The 18,718-nt window shown below is 60.7% G+C and carries 17 protein-coding genes and 1 pseudogene; 4 read left to right on the forward strand and 14 right to left on the reverse strand.

Annotation, left to right across the window (positions count from 1 at the left end; translation table 11 throughout):
• Positions 1–3 precede the first annotated feature (3 nt).
• Positions 4–1,512 (reverse strand): acyl CoA:acetate/3-ketoacid CoA transferase, encoded by a 1,509-nt coding sequence (locus tag NK8_RS24460; protein ID WP_213230700.1) that lies wholly within the window; start codon positions 1,510–1,512, stop codon positions 4–6.
• A gap of 203 nt (positions 1,513–1,715) precedes the next feature.
• Here NK8_RS24460 and NK8_RS24465 point away from each other — a divergent pair, with 203 nt between their 5' ends.
• From NK8_RS24465 to NK8_RS24480, 4 genes are all read left to right on the forward strand, one after another.
• Entirely contained in the window at positions 1,716–2,396 is a 681-nt protein-coding gene (locus tag NK8_RS24465; protein ID WP_213230701.1) for a TetR family transcriptional regulator, read from the forward strand.
• Positions 2,397–2,530: 134 nt separating this feature from the next.
• Positions 2,531–3,301, forward strand: a complete 771-nt coding sequence (locus NK8_RS24470; RefSeq protein WP_213230703.1) for a 3-ketoacyl-ACP reductase — start codon at positions 2,531–2,533, stop codon at positions 3,299–3,301.
• Positions 3,302–3,317: 16 nt separating this feature from the next.
• A complete protein-coding gene (locus NK8_RS24475) occupies positions 3,318–4,481 on the forward strand; it encodes a dihydrodipicolinate synthase family protein (RefSeq protein ID WP_213230705.1) in 1,164 nt (387 codons plus the stop codon).
• A 2-nt stretch (positions 4,482–4,483) separates the two neighbouring features.
• Positions 4,484–5,329 carry a sugar phosphate isomerase/epimerase gene (locus tag NK8_RS24480; protein ID WP_225936366.1) on the forward strand — a complete coding sequence of 282 codons (846 nt, stop codon included), beginning with the start codon at positions 4,484–4,486 and terminating at the stop codon, positions 5,327–5,329.
• A gap of 51 nt (positions 5,330–5,380) precedes the next feature.
• On the opposite strand, the gene NK8_RS24485 is transcribed toward NK8_RS24480, so the two are convergent.
• The 13 genes and pseudogenes from NK8_RS24485 to NK8_RS24545 all read right to left on the reverse strand — a co-directional run bounded on the left by NK8_RS24485 (position 5,381) and on the right by NK8_RS24545 (position 18,689).
• A complete protein-coding gene (locus tag NK8_RS24485) occupies positions 5,381–6,091 on the reverse strand; it encodes a GntR family transcriptional regulator (protein WP_213230709.1) in 711 nt (236 codons plus the stop codon).
• Positions 6,092–6,150: 59 nt separating this feature from the next.
• Positions 6,151–7,071, reverse strand: coding sequence for an allantoinase PuuE (locus NK8_RS24490; RefSeq protein WP_213230711.1), 921 nt, complete (start codon positions 7,069–7,071; stop codon positions 6,151–6,153).
• A 16-nt stretch (positions 7,072–7,087) separates the two neighbouring features.
• Positions 7,088–7,846: an SDR family NAD(P)-dependent oxidoreductase gene (locus NK8_RS24495; protein ID WP_213230713.1), complete on the reverse strand. Its 759-nt coding sequence runs from the start codon at positions 7,844–7,846 to the stop codon at positions 7,088–7,090.
• A gap of 11 nt (positions 7,847–7,857) precedes the next feature.
• Complete coding sequence (locus NK8_RS24500; RefSeq protein WP_225936367.1) at positions 7,858–8,817, reverse strand: NAD(P)-dependent oxidoreductase; 960 nt, start codon at positions 8,815–8,817, stop codon at positions 7,858–7,860.
• A complete protein-coding gene (locus NK8_RS24505) occupies positions 8,769–10,427 on the reverse strand; it encodes an ABC transporter ATP-binding protein (protein WP_162068651.1) in 1,659 nt (552 codons plus the stop codon). Before NK8_RS24505 ends, NK8_RS24500 begins: the two co-directional genes overlap by 49 nt.
• Entirely contained in the window at positions 10,424–11,269 is an 846-nt protein-coding gene (locus tag NK8_RS24510; protein ID WP_162068652.1) for an ABC transporter permease, read from the reverse strand. The genes NK8_RS24505 and NK8_RS24510 overlap by 4 nt, the downstream gene beginning before the upstream one ends.
• A complete protein-coding gene (locus tag NK8_RS24515; RefSeq protein ID WP_213230715.1) occupies positions 11,266–12,234 on the reverse strand; it encodes an ABC transporter permease in 969 nt (322 codons plus the stop codon). The genes NK8_RS24510 and NK8_RS24515 overlap by 4 nt, the downstream gene beginning before the upstream one ends.
• Positions 12,235–12,355: 121 nt before the next feature.
• Positions 12,356–13,990, reverse strand: a complete 1,635-nt coding sequence (locus NK8_RS24520; RefSeq protein ID WP_213230716.1) for an ABC transporter substrate-binding protein — start codon at positions 13,988–13,990, stop codon at positions 12,356–12,358.
• A gap of 88 nt (positions 13,991–14,078) precedes the next feature.
• On the reverse strand, positions 14,079–15,488 hold the full coding sequence (gene hydA, locus NK8_RS24525) for a dihydropyrimidinase (RefSeq protein WP_213230717.1): 1,410 nt from the start codon (positions 15,486–15,488) through the stop codon (positions 14,079–14,081).
• Positions 15,489–15,957: 469 nt separating this feature from the next.
• Complete coding sequence (locus NK8_RS24530; protein ID WP_213230718.1) at positions 15,958–16,572, reverse strand: HD family hydrolase; 615 nt, start codon at positions 16,570–16,572, stop codon at positions 15,958–15,960.
• A 209-nt stretch (positions 16,573–16,781) separates the two neighbouring features.
• Positions 16,782–17,015, reverse strand: a pseudogene (locus NK8_RS24535) (MFS transporter); the annotation flags it as partial.
• Positions 17,016–17,047: 32 nt separating this feature from the next.
• Positions 17,048–17,830, reverse strand: coding sequence for a sugar phosphate isomerase/epimerase (locus tag NK8_RS24540; protein ID WP_213230720.1), 783 nt, complete (start codon positions 17,828–17,830; stop codon positions 17,048–17,050).
• A gap of 25 nt (positions 17,831–17,855) precedes the next feature.
• A complete protein-coding gene (locus tag NK8_RS24545) occupies positions 17,856–18,689 on the reverse strand; it encodes a shikimate dehydrogenase (protein WP_213230721.1) in 834 nt (277 codons plus the stop codon).
• Positions 18,690–18,718: the final 29 nt, after the last annotated feature.

Genomic DNA, 18,718 nt, shown 5'->3' on the forward strand with positions numbered 1-18,718 from the left:
TTGTCAGTGAGCCGCAGCGGCTTCGAGCAGGCGCTCGTCGATGAGCGGCGTGAACTCCATGCGCGAGAGCACATCGCGGTGCATGTCGACGCCCTTCGCCACTTCGACGAGGCACACGCCGAGCGCATCGAGCCTGAACACCGCGCGCTCGGTGATATAGAAAACTTCCTTTCCGTCCAGACGCGCCTGCACGCCGCTGAACGTCACGTGCCGCACCTTTTTCACGGCCTTCGGCACGGATCCCGGCGAGAGAATGTCGAGCGCGTCGCCTTTGCGTTCCACACGCAAGCCCTTGGCCTCGAACGCGCCGCAGAACACCAGTTTTTTCGCGCCCTGCGCGATATCCATGAATCCGCCCGGCCCGACGACCGTCGAGCCGAGCTTCGACACGTTCACGTTGCCTTCTTCGTCGAACTCGCCCATGCCGAGGAAGGTCACGTCGATACCGCCGCCGCTATACCAGTCGAACTGATCGACGCTCGGCATGATGGCGTCGGCGTTGCGCGCGGTGCCGAACATCGAGCCGTCGAGCATCGAGCCGCGGTGGACGCCCTGCTCGACAGAACCCCAATACTCGTCGCCGCGACCTTGCGAGGCGAGGACGGCCGGAATCGCGCCCGGAAAGCCGAAGCCGAAGTTCACGGATTGATCGATGCCAAGCTCCTGGGCCGCGCGCTCGGCCACGATGAGGCGCATGCCATCGGGCATCTCGACATCGGGTGTCTCGCCGAGCGCTTCGCCGCTCAACGTGGCGTCGTACTCGCTGATCTGGCACTGGCGCTGAGCCGGGGTCTCGACAGTGAAATCGACCATCACGCCAGGCACACGAACCAGACGAGCGGGCACGTGCAGACGCGGCCGCGATTTGACCTGCGCGATGACCTTGCCGCCGCTGTTGTGCGCGGCCAGCGCGACGGCATAGATGTCGAGGTCCGCCGGTTCATGACGGGTCGAGAGATTGCCCCTGTCGTCCGCGGACGACGCCATGACGATCGAGAAGTCGATCTTGAAGGGCTTGTAGCGCAGGAATTCCGTGCCGTCGATTTCGATCAGCTCGACGAGATCTTCGGTGGTGACGTCGTTCAGCTTGCCGCCGTCCAGACGTGGATCGACGAAGGTTCTCAGGCCGACGCGCGTAATCACGCCCGGCCGGCCCGCGCCGATTTCGCGGAACAAGGTCGCAATCACACCGCCCGGGAAACTGTAGCCCTCGATCGCACCGCTTTCGGCCAGCTTCTGCATCGCCGATGACCAGACCCAGTGGCCGCCGATCACGCGCCTGACCATCCCGGCGTGAGCGAATCTGCCGAGGCCGCTGCCCTGCCCGTCGCCCACGCCCAGCGCATGAACGACCGTCAGATTGCGCGGATGGCCGGTTTCGAGAAATCGCGCTTCGATCGCAGCGAGGATCGCGTCCGGTTCGAGCAGCCCGCCGCCCGATCCGGTGATGGCGATCGTCGCACCGTCGAAGATCGAAGCCGCAACGGCTTGCGCACTGGTCCACTTTTTCACAACGCCTCCTGATTCGAAAATCTTTAGTACCGAACCGTATCGTTACTTGAAACGAATCGTGGCACAGGCAAAAGCGACGTTCAAGGGAAAAGCGCCTGAAATCGGGTTTACGATGATCGATGCGTACAGAGCCGCTCGTACGCCACGATTGCGACGCGATGGCGTTGTCAGTTACCGTTTAACTTTGGATGTGACCCACGAATATGCAGACCCCAGTCGAACCGGGCGGCGAAGTACGCGCTGTCGAGAAGCCCGCGCGTGCCAAGCGGCTGCGCGATCCGATCCAGACGCAAGCCAAAATCCTCACTGCCGCCAAAGCCGAGTTCGCGAAAGTTGGACTGGGCGGCGCGCGCATCGAGACGATCGCCGAGAAGGCCGGCGTCAACAAGCGGATGATCTACGAGTACTTCAAGGGGAAGGAAGAGCTGTTCCAGACCGTCCTCGAGGAAATGTGGACCGACATCCGGACCGAGGAAAGAGCGCTCGGCCTCGATAAGCTCGCGCCCGTCGAGGCGATCCGGGCCTACGTGACGTTCACCTGGAACTATTACCTGAAGAACCCGGAGTTCATGTCGCTCGTGAACAGCGAAAATCTGCACCGGGCCCGGCATGTCAAGAAGTCGAGACGGTTCAGCGAACTGCATCGCGGCTTCGTCAACATGCTGCAGCATATTCTCGAGCGAGGCGTAGCCTCCGGCGACTTCAAGGCGGGCGTCGATGCAAGCCAGTTGCACCTGACCATCGCCGCGCTGGGTTATTACTATTTGACCAATCGCTTCACCGGCGAAGTCATCTTCGGCTTCGATTTCGTCTCGAAGGAAGCGCTTCAGAAACGTCTCGACTTCAATCTCGAAACAGTCTTCAGCCTGCTACGCCCGAGCTGATCGCGCCGCGCTCCTCTCTTCTTCGCTCCATCGCACAAGGGTTTTCCGCTTCATAGGGGAAAACCCTTTTTTGACAGCGCGTTTCGACAGGTATTAAATAACGAAACGGATCGTTACTTAGGAAGAGATGAAACATGGAACAACGCCAGGTCGCGCTGGTTACGGGCGCTCGTCGCGGCATCGGTCGGGCGATCGCGCTCGAACTTGCCAATGCCGGGTTCGACATCGCCATCACGGACGTCGAGACATCGGAGGAGTTGGTCGCCACGCGCGCCGATATCGAACGCGTCGGTGTGAAGTGCGTGGCGCTGACATCGAATCTCGCGGACATTGCGCATCACGACGCGCTGTTTCAGGCGGTCGACGATGCGCTCGGCCCCGTCACCTGCCTGGTCAACAACGCTGGCGTGTCCGTCATGTCGCGCGGCGATCTGCTCGACGTCACGCCAGAAAGCTACGACCGATGCCTCAACGTCAACACGCGAGGCACCTTCTTCCTGATGCAGGCATTCGGCCGGCGTGTCGCGCGGGCGCGGCAGTCGGCGGTCAATCGCTCGATCATCACGATCACCTCATCCAACGCCGTGGCGGCGTCGCCACAGCGCAGCGAATATTGCGTGTCGAAGGCAGGGCTGTCGATGGCCACTACCCTGTTCGGTCTGCGGCTGGCTGAACTGGGCGTCAGCGTATTCGAAGTACAGCCGGGCCTGATCGAAACCGAAATGACCGCGCCATCGAAGGCGCGTTACGACGCGCTCATGGAGGACGGGTTGACCGCCATCAAACGATGGGGCAAGCCGGATGAAGTCGCGCTTACGGTACGCACGCTCGCAACGGGTGGTCTGCCGTTCAGCGTGGGTCAGGCGATCCGCGTCGATGGCGGTCTTCTTGTTTCCAAATACTGATTTCGAGATTCGAACTATGCAAATCAAGCTTCCCACCCTGGACGGCGCGCTCGCCGACTACCGTCTGACCGGCACGCCCTTGCAGGTCGTCAAGCCCGCGACGGCGTTCAACCGCATCGCCTACTCGGCGGCGCACGTGGTCGCCGATCCGCTGCGTAGCGGCGAACTCGGACAAGCCTGCGCGATCGACTGGGACCGGACCATCGAATATCGCCGCTATCTTCTGGAGCAAGGTCTGGGGATCGCGGAGGCGATGGATACGGCGCAACGCGGCATGGGCCTGTCGTGGGACTCGGCGAAAGAGCTGATCGTCCGCACGCTGAATGAAACGCGCGACATTCCCGGCGCGTCGATCGCATCGGGCTGCGGCACGGATCACTTGCCGGTCAACGACGCGCGCTCGTGCGACGATGTCATCAAGGCCTACCTGACGCAAATCGAGAGCGTCCAGCGCGCGGGCGGCCAGATCATCCTGATGGCGAGCCGCGCCCTCGCGCGCGTGGCCAGGGATGCGAACGACTACATTCGTGTCTATCGCGAAGTGCTGGCCGCGTGCGACAAGCCGGTCATTCTTCACTGGCTCGGCGAGGCATTCGATCCCGAACTGGCCGGATACTGGGGTCATGCCGACTTCGAAAACGCGGCCAAGGTCTGTCTCGAAGTCATCGTCGCGAATGAAGCGAAAGTCGATGGCATCAAGATTTCGCTGCTGGATGACGCGAAGGAAATCGCCTTCCGCCGACGTCTTCCTGCGTCCGTGAAGATGTACACCGGCGACGACTTCAACTACCCGGTGCTCATCGCCGGCGATGAATTCGGTTACTCGCACGCGCTGCTCGGCATCTTCGATGCGATCGCGCCTGCGGCGTCACAGGCGTTGTCCGCGCTCGCCGCGAACGATCTCGCTCGCTATGACGAGCTGCTCGCGCCAACGGTGCCGCTGTCGCGCCATATCTTTCGCGCGCCGACACAGTACTACAAGACCGGAGTCGTCTTCCTCGCCTATCTGAACGGATTCCAGCCGCACTTCTTCATGCTCGGCGGCCATCATGGCATGAGGCCGCCTGCCTATCTGGCGGAAGTCTTCCGGCTCGCCGATCAGGCGAATCTGCTCAAGGATCCCGAGTTGGCCGTCAGCCGCATGCGAGCGGTCATGACCACGCTCGGATGCACGCAATGATCATGGAACCTCTTCACCCCGCCCGTTGTTCCATCAACACCGCGACACTCGGACATCGCGAAACCATCGACGTGACGATCGACCGGATCGCCAAAGCGGGGTTCGGTGGACTGGCACCGTGGCGTCATGAAGTCGAAACGGCCGGCGTGAGCAGGATCGCCAGGCAGATTCGTGCGCTGGAACTCAAGGTCAGCGGGTACTGTCGGTCGACGTACTTCCCTGCCGCGACGCAGGCGCAGCGTCTGGTCAACATTCAGTCGAACGTCCGGGCGCTGAACGACGCGGCTGAACTGGGCGCCGAATGCTTCGTGATGGTGGTAGGCGGCCTGCCTGAAGGAAGCCGCGACCTGTCGGCGGCGCGCACGCAGGTACGGGACGGCATCGGCGCATTGCTTGAAGCGGCGCGCAAGCTGGGCGTCCGCCTGGCGATCGAACCGCTGCATCCGATGTATGCGGGCGAAAGGTCGGTGATCAACACGATCGATCAGGCGAACGTCATCGCGCGCGAACTCGATCCGCATAACGATGGCTTCCTCGGAATTGCTGTCGACGTGTATCACTGCTGGTGGGACCCGCGGCTGGAAGCGGCGGTCTCTTCGATCGGCAAGGACGATCGCATTTTTGCGTACCACGTCTCCGACTGGCTCGTACCGACGAACGATCTGTTGCTCGATCGCGGCATGATGGGCGATGGCGTGATCGACCTGCGGGACTTCCGGCGAAGCGTCGAAAATGCGGGCTATGCCGGCATGGTCGAAGTCGAGATCTTTTCGCGCGACAACTGGTGGAAACGGCCACCCGATCAGGTCCTGCAGACGTGCGCCGCGCGCTTGCAATCGGTCTGCTGAGGCTGATCCGTTTGCGTAGAAAGTCGAAACTCCAGATTAGTCCGCTCCGGACTAGCGCAGGAAGATCTCTTCAAGGTCCGCTTCGTCCTCTGTCGAGTCAAGATCCAACGAACCTTCGATGTGGTCGAGATGCTCGAGCATGATCTTCGCGGCCGTTTCGCCATCGCCTTGATTCAAGGCAACCACGATACGTTCATGTTCGTCGGCTCGGCAGCTCGCGACGATCGGTGCGTTATACAGAAGAATGACCAGGCATGTCAGGGTGGAAAGCTCGCGCAAGCTGCGGGTGAATGACGAGTTACCGGCGAGCGCTGCCGCAAGGTTATGAAACTCTCCGGACAAGCGGATGATCGCGCGCTTGTCTTCGACTTTACGAGCGTTAATCTCCTTATCCAGATGCTCCTTCAATGCCGCCCGCTTCTCGTCGGTCATGCTATTGGCCAGACGGCGCATGACAGCGGGCTCGATCAGTCTTCGGGCCTCGAATACATCCCGAGCCTGTTCCACCGAAGGCTTTGCGACGAACCAGCCTCGCTTCGGAAAAACCTCGACGATTTGCTCATAGGCCAGCTTGCTCAGTGCTTCCCGCACCCGCGCGCGACTGGCCTTGAAGATCGAAGCAAGGCGCTCCTCAGCCAGCTTCGTTCCCGGTGTCAGCCGATGCTCCAGGATCGCAAGGTAGATTCGCTCGTAGATTTCGTCGCTCGTGCTGTCCGTCGACTGCGTATCGTTGAGAAGAGGAAGAACTGAATTCTTGGGCATGTTGGAAAGCCTTTCTGGACGCTCGGGGGGGCGCCTCGGAGTTGCTTGCGTGAGGGTTGTCACACACCGTGATAAGGATGCTCTTTGATCCAATGGCGAGCAATATCGATCCGCCGGGCAAACCAGACATCCTCGTGACTCTTCACATAGTCGAGGAATCGTTCGAGACCGGCGGCCCTCGCCGGATGCCCGATCAGCCTGAGATGAAGGCCGACTGACATCATCTTCGGCGTCTTCGCTCCTTCCTTGTACAGCATGTCGAATGCGTCTTTCATGAAATCGAACCACTGTTGCGACGTGCCCGTGGTACCCGCATATTGTCCGTCATTTGTCGTCAGCGAATACGGAATGACCAGGTGCGGCGTCTCGCCTACCGTGGTCCAGAACGGAAGTTCGTCGCCGTAGTAGTCGGAGTCGTACAGAAAGCCGCCGTGCTCGACCAGCAGACGCCTTGTATTCACCGATGGCGAATAGCGGCAATACCACCCTTCGGGCGGCCGGCCGATTGTACGCGTGAGCGACTCGACGGCCATCCGGATGTGCTGCCGCTCCTCTTCCGGCGCAAGCCGATAGTGCTGTATCCACCGCCAGCCGTGACTGCAGACGTCGAAGCCCGACGCTCGAATGGCCGCCGCGGCCGACGGATTGCGCTCCAGCGCCAGGGCGCACCCGTAAATGGTCGCCGGCAAGTCACGCTCTTGAATTATACGCATGAGCCGCCAGAAGCCTACTCGGCTGCCGTACTCGAAAAGCCCTTCCGCCGCCAGGTCCCGACCGACCACGCCCGAATGCAGGCCATGCGATTCGGTGAACCAGGTCTCGCTCTGCGTTTCGCCGTGCTCGATCGATGGTTCGGAACCTTCCTCGTAGTTCAACACGAGGTTGATTGCGATACGTGCCCCGTTCGGCCAGTTGGCGGAGGGCGGGTTGGCGCCGTAACCCTCGAAATTGCGTGCGGGTGTCGTGCGATCGTTGCTCATGAAATCTCCGGTTCCGTCAAATCATGACGTCGCCGCCGTTCGGCGACAACGTCTGACCCATGTAGTAAGCGCCTCCGGTTTCTGACGCCAATAGCAGCGCGGTCGGGGCGATTTCGTCGACCTGACCGAAGCGTCCGGCCGGGAGTTGCGCGAACTTCATCGCGCGCCATTCGTCGGTGAAACCGGCCAGCATCGCCGTCTCGACCGGCCCGGGAGCGATGGCATTGACGGTTACGCCAAACGGCGCTCCCTCGTAGGAAAGCGCGCGCGTGAAGCCGACGAGACCCGCTTTGGAGGCGCAATAGTGCGCCGCGTCCACCGTCCCCTTATAGGCCAGCTGTGACGCGATGTTGATGATCCGGCCGTAGCGGCGCTCTTTCATCCCATCGAAGAACTGACGCGTGACGAGGAACGCGCCGCGCAGGTTGACCGCCATCGTCTGGTCCCAATCCGAGACCGAAAGCTTGCCGAACGGAATTTCGCTGCAGACGCCCGCTCCGTTCACCAGAATGTCGACCGGTCCGAAAGATCGGCGCGTCCAGTCGCCCAGTCGCGCAACCGATTGATCGTCGGTGACATCGCACTCGACGACTTTCACGTCGGCGCCGCGTGCCTCCAGCTCCGATGCCCACGCCGCGGTGCGCTCCTGATCCTTGAAATGCGCGACAAGAAGCTTTGCTCCGTGCGCGGCAAACAACTCGACGATCGCGCGTCCGATACCGGTATTGCCTCCGGTCACGACGGCCGCTTTTCCTTCGAGGGAGAACGATTCCATGAGTGTCTTCCTTAGCTTTTATGCGTTTGTTCCAGCCAGTGCGCGTATCGGCGAATCCCTTCCGCAAGTGCGACACGCGGGACGTAGTCCAGATCGCGTCTTGCCGCCGAGAGATCGAACTCGTCCTGAAACTCGTCCAGCGGATCGGGACCGTTCGCGAGTTCGATGCTGGCCGCCGGGTAGATGTCCCTCACGATATCCGCGATGTCCGACAGCGTGACTCGCGTTCCTCCGGTCGCGTTGTATGTGCGTCGCGGCAACGCGGGCGCATCGAACGCCTTGAGCAGCGCGGCGGCCGCATCGTCGACGTGGATGAACTGACGATGGAAGTCAGCGCCGAAGTGGAGCGTCGTCGGAAGGCCGGCTCGCGCATTCGTGAGCATGTCCCGAATGACGCAGTCGGTCGTGCGGCGCGGCCCGTACACCCACGAAAGACGAATACTGACCCCGTCGACACCATATTGTTTTGCGTAGGCAGAGACCATCTGCTCGCTCGCGACCTTGCTCGCGCCGTAGAGGCTTTCCGGCTCCATGTGCGAATCTTCCCGCACCGGATCGCCCTTTGCGTGACCATACGCGCTGGTCGACGAACAGAACACGAAGCGCCGCGACTTGTAGATGCGTGCGAGTTCGAGGACATTCGCGGTGCCGACTATATTCACCTGCACCATTGCGTACGGGTTGTCTCGCGCAACCATCGGACCAGAAAACGCGCCGCAATGAATCACGCCGGCAAGGCCGGGGCCGGTCACGGCATGCAGTTGGTGGATGTCGTTCAGATCGCATTGCATGACGTCGACACCTTCGATCCGGCCGGCAAACCGGTCGATTGCAATGACGTGATCGCCTCTGTCCAGCAGGGCGCGCGCAATCGCATTGCCGACCAAACCTGCCGCTCCGGTGACAAGCACCCTGTCCTTGCTCATTGTCTGGCTCCTACGACATCGAGAGCCGCGACTCTCGGTTTGCATTCGATGGGAAGTTCGGCCTGCAGAAGCTTGCGCGTGTACGCTTGCACCGGCGCAGCGAAAATCGACTCCGTCTCGCCCGTCTCCACGATCTTCCCGTACTGCATCACGGCCACGTAGTGCGCCAGTGACCGGACGGAGTTCAGATCGTGGGTGATGAAAAGCGCGGACAGCCCCATTTCCGCCTGCAGGTTGCGCACGAGATCGATGATCTGCGCACGGACGCGAATGTCGAGCGCGGTCGTGCACTCGTCGAACACGACGAAGTCCGGATTGGCAGCCAGCGCCCGCGCGATGCCGACGCGCTTCTGCTCGCCTGCGGTGAGCTCGTGCGGATAGGCGCCGACGCGCCGTGCCGACACCCCGACGAGCTGCAGTAGTTCAAGGATGCGTTTCTGACGGTCCGCGCGCGTCATCTTCGGCAGAAGCGCGAAGGGTTCCGCAATCAGGTCGCCCGTGCGCCAGCGCGGATTGAGCGATACGTAAGGCTCCTGAAACACCATCTGCATGCGGCGCCGAATGCCTCGAAACTCCGCGTTGCTCATCGCGCGCGTGCTTTGGCCATCGAAGCGTATCGTCCCGGAATCCGATTCGAGCAGACGCAGCAGGCACTGACCCGTCGTGGTCTTGCCAGAGCCACTCTCGCCGACCAGCGCCAGTGTTTCACCTCGCGCGATCCTGAACGAAACATCATCGATCGCCCTGACCACCGCGTGCGTGCGGTCGGACTTGAAGGTCTTGACGAGATTCTCGACCTCGAGCAGCGGCGGCTTCGGCGCAATGCCGGCAGCCGAACCCGTATTGAGCCTGAGCGTAGAGGGGCGCACCTTCGCCGCATCGAGCAGCTCGCGGCTGTACTCTCGCTCAGGCGCCTTGACGAAGTCTTCCACCTCGGCGAGCTCGATCAGCCTGCCGCCTTTGATGATCGCCACCCGATCGCAGTAATTCGCGACGATCCCCAGATCATGCGTGATGAGCACGACGCCGAGACCCAGATCCTTGCCCTTTTGCGCCATCAGGTCGAGAACCTGAAGCTGGATCGTTGCGTCGAGGCCGAGCGTCGCATCGTCTGCCAGCAGAATCTTCGGCTGCGCGATGAGCGCCATGGCGATGACCACGCGCTGGGCCATGCCGCCCGACATTTCATGCGGATAGGAATGCGCTCTCGCTTCCGGATTGACGATGCCGACCTGCCTGAAGAGTTCGATCGCTTCGGACCACGCCTGCTTCCGGCTCATGCGCTTATGGTCGCGCAGCACGCGCACGACCTGCGCGCCGACCGTCTCGACCGGATCGAGCAGCATCTTTGCGTTCGTACCGATGAGCGCGACATCGCCGCCGCGATATTTCTGCCGCTCCTGCTCGCTGAGCTTGAGGATGTCGCGCCCTTCGACCTTGATCGTGCCACCGCTCACGCGCGCGCCATCCGGAAGCATGTCGATGATCGCGCGTGCCAGCACCGACTTGCCCGCGCCCGTCTCGCCAACGATGCCGATGATTTCGCCACGCTTGAGTGAAAAGCTGATGCCATCGAGCACTCTGGTCTGCTCGTCGCCCCAGTCGACCGACAACTCGTCGACTTCGAGCAGCAATGAATCTGCGGAAGTATTCATCTTTCACCTTTCGAGGCTGGAGCAGCAAAGCGTTTGAGCGCGTCCCCGAGGACGGCGAACGTGAGCACGGAAACCACGATCGCCAGACCGGGGAAGAGCGCCGCCCACCAGACACCCAGAATCATTTGCTGAGCGCCGTTCGCGACCATGAGGCCCCACTCGGGGGTGGGCATTCGCACGCCCGCGCCCACGAATGACAGGCCGGCGGTCAGGAGAATCGCCATGCCGATGCTGATCGAAATCTGCACGATGGCCGGCGTGATGGCATTGGGCAGGATGTGCCTGAACATGATCGTGCCATCCGTTGCGCCACTGCAGCGAGCCGCGCTGATGAACGGCCTGTCGCGCAACGAGAGAACCTCGCCCCGGATGAGCCGGGCGAACATCGGTACGAACAGCACGGCCAGGACGATCGCCACGTTCCAGATTTCCTGCCCCATCACCGAGACGAGCGCCATGCCGATCACGAACACAGGAAACGACTGGATGAAGTCGAACACGCGCATCACGAGCGTACTGACCGCGTTCCGGTAGAAGCCGATGAGCAGCCCGACGGGCACGCCGATCACGAACGCGCCGGCCACCGCCGTGATGCTGATCAGCAGATTGATCCGGGTCGCGTAGATGACCCGGGAAAGGATGTCCATGCCCGATACATCGGTTCCGAACCAGTGTTGCCATGACGGTGCCTTCAGCACGTTCAGCGGGTCTGCATCCACGGGCGAATACGGCGATATCCACGGCGCGAACGCGATGAGCACGATCTGCAGACCAAGCAGCAGACAGCCGGTCGTCAAGCCTGCGCTGAAACGCAAGTCGGAGAAAAGTCGGAGCGATTTCATATTTCGATCCTCGGGTCGGCCAGTCCGTACATCACGTCCACCGCCGTATAGACAAGAAGAATGAAACCGGCAGCCACGAGCACGAAGCCTTGAAGCGCCGGATAGTCGCTGTTGACCACGGACTGAACCGCATATTGGCCAAGCCCACCCCACGCGAAGATCGTTTCCACCAGCACCGCCGCGCCGAGCAGAAAGCTGAAGAGAAACCCGACCATGGTGATGATCGGCGGAAGACTGTTGCGCAGGGCGCTCAGGATGATGCGCCGCTCGGAAAGGCCCGATGCTCTCGCATGCCGGATGAACTCGCTCTTGTAGATATCCTCGAACACGGATTGACTGAGTTTCATGAGGCCGCCGGCGTTGACGATGCTCAAAGTCAGCACCGGCAGGAGCAGGTGCGAGACGGACGACCTCAACGCAACCCAGTTGCCAGTCAGAATGCTGTCGATCGTGTAGAAGCCGGTAATCGTCGGAGGCGGGGTGATGAACGTATCGATGCGGCCGAATGGAGCCGGCGCGATTCCGGCCATATGGAAGAGCGCATAAATCAGCAGCAGGCCGACCCAGAAATCCGGAATCGCGCCCGCGGCGAGTCCGTACACCTTGCCCATGCGATCCACGACGCCACCTTTACGCACCACCGACACCACCGCCAGCCCGACACCGATGATGATGGTGAGAAGCATCGAATACACGATCAGTTCGAACGTCGCGGGGACGCGCTGGAAGAGATCGACCGTGACGGGATTCGATGTGAACATCGATGTGCCCAGATCGCCATGCGTGAGCGCGTCGAGATAGGCGCCGAATTGCGACCAGATCGACGCGTTCAGATGAAGCTTCTCGCGCAGGGCTGCGATGGCTTCGGGCGTCGCCATATTCCCGAGCATCAGCAGTGCCGGATCGCCCGGGAGCATACGCACGAGCAGAAACGTCGCGAACATGACCCCGAACAACTGGGGCACCAGCGTTCCGAGCCGAGCAAGGATGATGCGAAGCGGCCGTGGAATCGACCGCCAAAACGATATCAGCGCCATTGTTGCCTCACTTTCATCGAATTGAAGAGGGGCCGTCGGCCCCGGCCCATCAGTTTTTCGAGAAGTCGTACCAGGTATTCCCGTTCGTCGTGTTCCAGCTGTAGCCCTTCACGTTGCTTCGCGTCGCAAGCTGGTATCCGGGATTGATGAGAAAGACCCACGGAGCCTGCTGCATCACCAGTTGCTGCACCCGTTCCATCTGCGTCTTGCGCTTCGGCTCGTCTGTCGACGAAAGACTTTCGTTGATCAGCTGATCGACTTCCGGATTTTTGTAATGCGAATAATTGATCAGCGACGCGCTATTGAGCCAGAGATTGGCGACATATCCCGCGTCCGGGACGATCGCCATGTCGCGGAAGAAGTACATTGGGATCGTTCCTTTCGAATAGCGCTCGACGAGCGTCGAAGCAGGCAGCTTCTGCAACTCGACATCGACGCCGATCCTGGAAAAGGCAGTCTTCAACACGATTGCGAGCTCCTCTTCAGTCTGGTCGCCCGTCGGGTAACCCAGCTGAGTCTTGAAGCCCTTCTCGAAACCGGCTTCCTTCAGAAGCGCCTTCGCCTTTTCGATGTTGTTGCTGTAGTCGAAGTACTTGTCCGTATAAGCCGGGTAGATCTCCGAGATGGGGCTTTTCGTCGGGCGCGCCGTGCCATAGAAGATCGACTTGAGGATTTCATCGCGAGGCACGGCATAGTTAAGCGCCTGCCGCACCTTTTCGTTGTTGAACGGCGGCGTGTTGTTATTCATTTCCACGCGCTGCACATAGTTGCCATACACCTTCCAGACCTTCACCGTCGGAATGCTGGAGAGCGTGTTCAGCTCCCGTGGCGGAAGCCATTCAGCAACGTCCACCGCGCCCGCCTGCAGTGCGGCCAGCCGATTGGCCGATGTCGGCATCTCGCGGAATATCACCTTCGATATCTTCGCCGCGCCGCGATAGTAGTTGGGGTTCGCTTCATACACGACCTCTTGTCCCGGCGAGTATTTCGTCACCTGATACGGCGCGAAAGAGGCGGAATGACTCGACAGCCAGCGCGAGGCCCAGGGGTCTTCCGATGTCGTGTGCTTCCTGGCTTCCACGGAATCGAGAATGCCGAGGTCGTTGTTGACCCAGATTCGTTCGATGAGCGGCGACGGCTTCGGCAGCGTGACCTTCACGGTCTGGTCGTCGACTTTCTGGAATGCGGACTTGAAGTCCTGAATCTTCAGCACCTGGGTCATATACCAGTGGAAGTTTGCCTTCAGGTTCCATCCCCGCTCGAAGGTCCACATGAGATCGTCCGCGTTGAGCGTGTTGCCTGCCGCGCTCTTCACGCCCTTTCGCAAGTGAAACGTAATGGACGTCTTGTCCGGTGACGTCTGCCAGGACTCGGCGAGCGCGCCCTTGAGCTTGTCGAAGTTTTCGACCATGACGCCACCTTCGCCAGACTTCATCTCGTAAGTCAGAAGCCGCTCGAAGATATTGCGCCGCGCTTCGTGACTGGCTTCGGTCGGCGGGTACTCCTGATCCAGCGACTCGGGCGTACGCGGACCGGCTACCACCAGCACCGAGTTGTTGTTCTGGGCGTGAGCCGGTGTGGCGGCACCGAACAACGCGACAAGGGCTACGCTCGCCAGCGCGATGCCAAGCGGACTTCGACTCGATCGTAAATCAGCAGATACGTTGGTGATTTCTTTCATCATATTGGCCTCACGTCCAGTTATCGGTTACGTTGATATGTATAGCTAACTATTATCGAATCTACTTGGTATTCGAATCCATTCATTGACGTCAGCGGCGCAGCGTCGGCAGTCCGCGGCGCAGAAACTTGCCCTCGCCCGCCTTGCCTGTGAAGTCCTTTCCGTCCCATACAACCCTCCCACGGCAAAGCGTGAAAGCCGGCCACGCGCGGATTCTGCGTCCTTCATAGGGCGTATAGTCGACGGCGTGATGCAACATGTCATTCGTCAACGTCCGTTCGACTTCATCCCAGATGACGAGGTCTGCATCGGCGCCGATCGCAATCGTCCCTTTCTTTGGATGCAGGCCGTAAAGCTTGGCGGGATTCGTGGCAGTCAATTCGACAAACCGGTTCAGCGAAATGCGCCCCTCCAGAACGCCTTCGGTGTACAGCAGCGGCAGCCGGGTCTCGAGCCCAGGGATGCCGTTCGGGATGTAGGGAAACGCAACCTGCTCCCCGTTGGGGTGCTTTCCCGCTTCATCATCGAAGGAAAAGGGGGCGTGGTCGGAAGAGAGAATGGTGAACGTGCCGTCCGCCAGCCCTCTCCATATGACGTTCTGATTCGCGGAGTCGCGCGGCGGCGGACTGCATACACACTTCGCGCCCTGATAGCTGTCGTCGATGCCAAGGTCTTCAGCCGTGAGGAAAAGATACTGCGGACAGGTCTCCGCCAGAATGTTCATCCCGCGATTTCGCGCCCATTGAATCTGCTCGACTGCCTCGCGGCCGGAAACATGCACGATGAGAATGGGGACATCGACGAGTTCCGCGAAGCTGATGGCACGATGCGTCGCTTCGCGCTCCACCAGCATGGGTCGCGCATTCGCGTGATAGCGCGGCGCCGTGAGCCCGTTGTTCACAAGGCTTTCCGTCAGCCACCCGATGCATTCCGAATTTTCCGCGTGGACCAGCGTCATCGCGCCATGGCGACGCGCCGCCGCGAGCACGTCGAGCATCTGGCGGTCGTTCAACTTGAGGTCGTCGTAAGTCATATAAATCTTGAACGACGTGTACCCCTCTTCGATCAACTGCGGCAGTTCTTTCGCAACTACATCAGCCGTCGGATCGACCACGATCAGATGGAATCCGTAATCGACGGTCGCGCGTCCTTCGGCTCGGCGGTGATACTCCTCGACCGCGGCACGCAAGGACTCGCCTTTCTGCTGCGCGGCGAAAGGAATCACCGTGGTCGTCCCGCCGCACGCAGCGGATTTCGTGCCCGAGAAGAAGTCGTCGGCCATTCTGGCCGGAGGCGGAATGACCTGATCCAGATGGCAGTGTCCATCCACGCCGCCCGGCGTCACGACACGGCCATTGGCATCCAGCTCGCGCTCACCCTCGGGCAATGAAAACCCCAGGTTCGTGATCACACCATCTTTGATGCCGATGTCGGAACGAAACGTATCACTGGCCGTGGCTACGTGAGCGTTTCGAACCACCAGATCGAATGCTTTCGGCATTGCTCGTCCTTGCGTTCGGAAAGGTTGCATGGGTAACGACTTGCAGCGAATGTACCGCGTCAAAATTCCGTCAACAACTATCGTCAACATTTGTCTCGACATTTCTTGTCTACATGCTTGTTGACATGAAATGAATATTCAAATCAGCGCATTAAGCGCGCAATTGGTGCAAACCCGATGTATCGGTCTGCGGGCAAATGGTCGCGCCGGGCGAGCGCGCCGGCGCGCGCGGTCTGCGACCAGCACATGACGCGTGGGTGAGAAGCCTGCAAACGGTAGTTGCAGCGCCGATTCGTTTCAGCGGTCTGATGACCTCGGATCCATTGATTCGGTTTCCTCACTGTCCGATGCGAACGAAGCGGCGGAGAACTGTCGTGAACGGAATGGTCTCTGAAAGGACAGCGTCCCGGCATCGCCGCTAGGGGCGATCCGGGACGCTTTTTACGGGCTTGACTTGGGGAGTCAATGCCTACCGCTGGCCGCTTTGACTCCGACCAGCTTCGGCAAAATATTCACTGACGAGCTTGCTCGCTGCCTCCCACAGAACCGGTGAACCACGCGCGATCACCGGTCCGTACCGTTCCATCACCTGCTGTTGCGTGACGCCATTCTCCGTCCACGTTCCACCGTTCGACAATGTATTGATCAGCAGCGGCTGCAATCGATCCAGTGCCTTGGCAAAGATCGCCTCGGGCGTTTGCGCCGCCTCGAACTCGCGCCAGAGTTCGAGCATTTCACGCCCTTGGTGTTCTGGCAATAGCCCAAAGATACGCTCGGCTGCATCCTGTTCAGCTTGCTGGACCAGCGCGTCGTTGCCACTGGCCGAATGTATCGGATGATCCCCGGCGTCGATCTCGACGATATCGTGAACCAGCAAAAGCTTGACGACGCGAAGGGCATCAAGATCCTTCGCATGCGATGAGAGAACGAGCGCAAACATGCTCAGATGCCAGGAGTGCTCCGCGGAATTCTCCTTTCTGCTCTGATCGATCAGCGGCGATTGCCGCATGATCGACTTCAGCTTGTCCAGCTCGACGAGGAAGGCAAGCTGGCGTGCGATTTCATCAGGGGACGAATGAGTCATATGGCGCATTCCTTTTCGGCTGAGAACTGTTTCCGGCGCGAAGCGAAAGCCGTCGGGAACGCGGGCAATTATATAAGCTAGCTTCACGTGTGAACGGCCTTCACAACCGCCGGCGGCGAAGAGCGCCGCGCGCCGATGAACAGCGGCGCCGCCAGCACGACCACACCGCTCAACAGAATCAGTCCGGCCACGCTGGATCCGAAGCTCGCGAGATTGCTCGGGATTTCGAGCAGCACATAGGCGATGAAAAAGATGCTGGCGCCAAAGGCGAACGCCGCATCGGAGATGCCGACGACATCGTGCAAGGCCTGTTTCGCGAAGCCGACGTTCGCGCGATCCAGAAACGCGAGCACGTACATCAAAAGCAGAAAGGGTATGAGGGGCCTGGCCGACTTACTCGCGGCGCGATCGGCAGCCGTCCCGCCATCGATGGCGATATCCATGTCTTGTCTCCTCCGGTGAGATCGGTTCAGCGTTATGCCGCGTCCCACGCTGCGCGCAGAAACGCCGCGCTCTCGCGCATCGACGTGAGCGGTTCATCGTTGAAAGCGCATTCGGCGCTGAGCAGGCCCTGATAGCCGCTTGCTTTGAGATGCCCGAAGAACGTCGGGTAGTCGTACGAACCCGTGCCCGGATTCAGCCGTCCGGTGTCGGCCAGATGAATGTGCGCGAGCCATGCGCAGTGCTCGCGCACTTCATCGAGCGGCTCGGCTTCTTCGTCCATGTGATAGAAGTCCGCAAGGCCGCGCACTTCATTTCTATTCAACGTTTTGGCAAGCCGCGCGCCATCGGCAACGCTGTTCACCAGATTCGATTCCTTGCGGTTCAACGGCTCGATCACGAGCGTGGCGCCGCTGCCCTGCAGTGCATCGGCGCACCATGCGAGCGTCGTCAGGAATTCATCTTCGGCCTGAGCCTGCGTCCAGCCTTCCGGAATGTTGCGCGTCCAGCCGCTGCCGAGCACGACGACGCGCGCCCGCGCCAGCGTGAGAAGTTCCACCACGCGATCGAAGTACGCGCGATTTCGACGCCCGTCCTTCTCGGGACCTACGATGCGCGCATCATGCGGAAAGAGATAGCTGAACGCGAGCGCGGGCAAGGGCAAATCGACGATGCGCGCTTTGGCATCGCCGAAAGACGCATCGTCTTCGAGTGTCATCGGCACGAGTTGGGCCTCGATGTAATCGAGTCCGGCCTCTTTCATCAGCGCGGCGTTCTGCAAGGGTCCACACCAGCCGAATCGTGGCATCTCGTTCATTAGATATCCTTGGTTTCTGGTGGAATCAATAGCTCAGCTTCGCGACCGAGCGCAGCACTTCCGGCGTCGTCGTCGGAAAGCCGAAGAATTCGAGGTAAGCGGGAATCTGCTCGAACAGCATGTCCGAGCCCACCTGAAAACGGCAGCCGCGCGCCTGCACGGACTTGAGAAACGCCGTCATTTCGGTCTTCATCACGACTTCGCCGACGAAGGTCTCGGGCGCGATGCGCGCTACATCGACGGGCAATGGATCACCGTCGTTCATGCCCATCGGGGTCGCGTTGACGACGAGGTCGTAACCGGCTGGGTCGTTGCTGCCTGTCGTGACTTCGAGTCTCGGGTAGTGAGTCGTGAGGCGCGCCTTCAGCCCCTGCGCCGATTCGGCCCGCGCATCGAAGAGGCTGAGCCAGGCCACGCCCGCCGCAGCCAGCGATGCCGCGATCGCCGACCCCACGCCACCGCAGCCCACGATCAGCGCACGCGCGCCTTCGAGCTTGCATCCTTTGCGGCGCACGCCACGCACGAAGCCTTCGCCATCGAACATGTCGCCGATGAGCCGCCCGTCGTCCGCACGCCGCACCGCATTGCACGATCCGGCGATCTTCACGGTGGGCGTGGCGTCGTCGAGCAAGCCGACCGTGCTCACCTTGTGCGGCATCGTGATGAGCGCGCCACGCATGTTCTCGAGCGCGAAGATCGAGCGAAGGAAGGCCGCGTAATGCTCGGCCTTGCAACCCATCGGCACGACGACGGCATTCACATCGGCATGCTCGAAGTAAGGGTTGTAGATCATCGGCGACTTGAAGGCGTGCGTCGGATAGCCGATATGGGCGATGAGCCCGGTATTGCCATTGATCATGCTTGTCTCCGTTTCAAAGCATGACCGGA

Source organism: Caballeronia sp. NK8 (assembly GCF_018408855.1).
GTDB lineage: Bacteria > Pseudomonadota > Gammaproteobacteria > Burkholderiales > Burkholderiaceae > Caballeronia.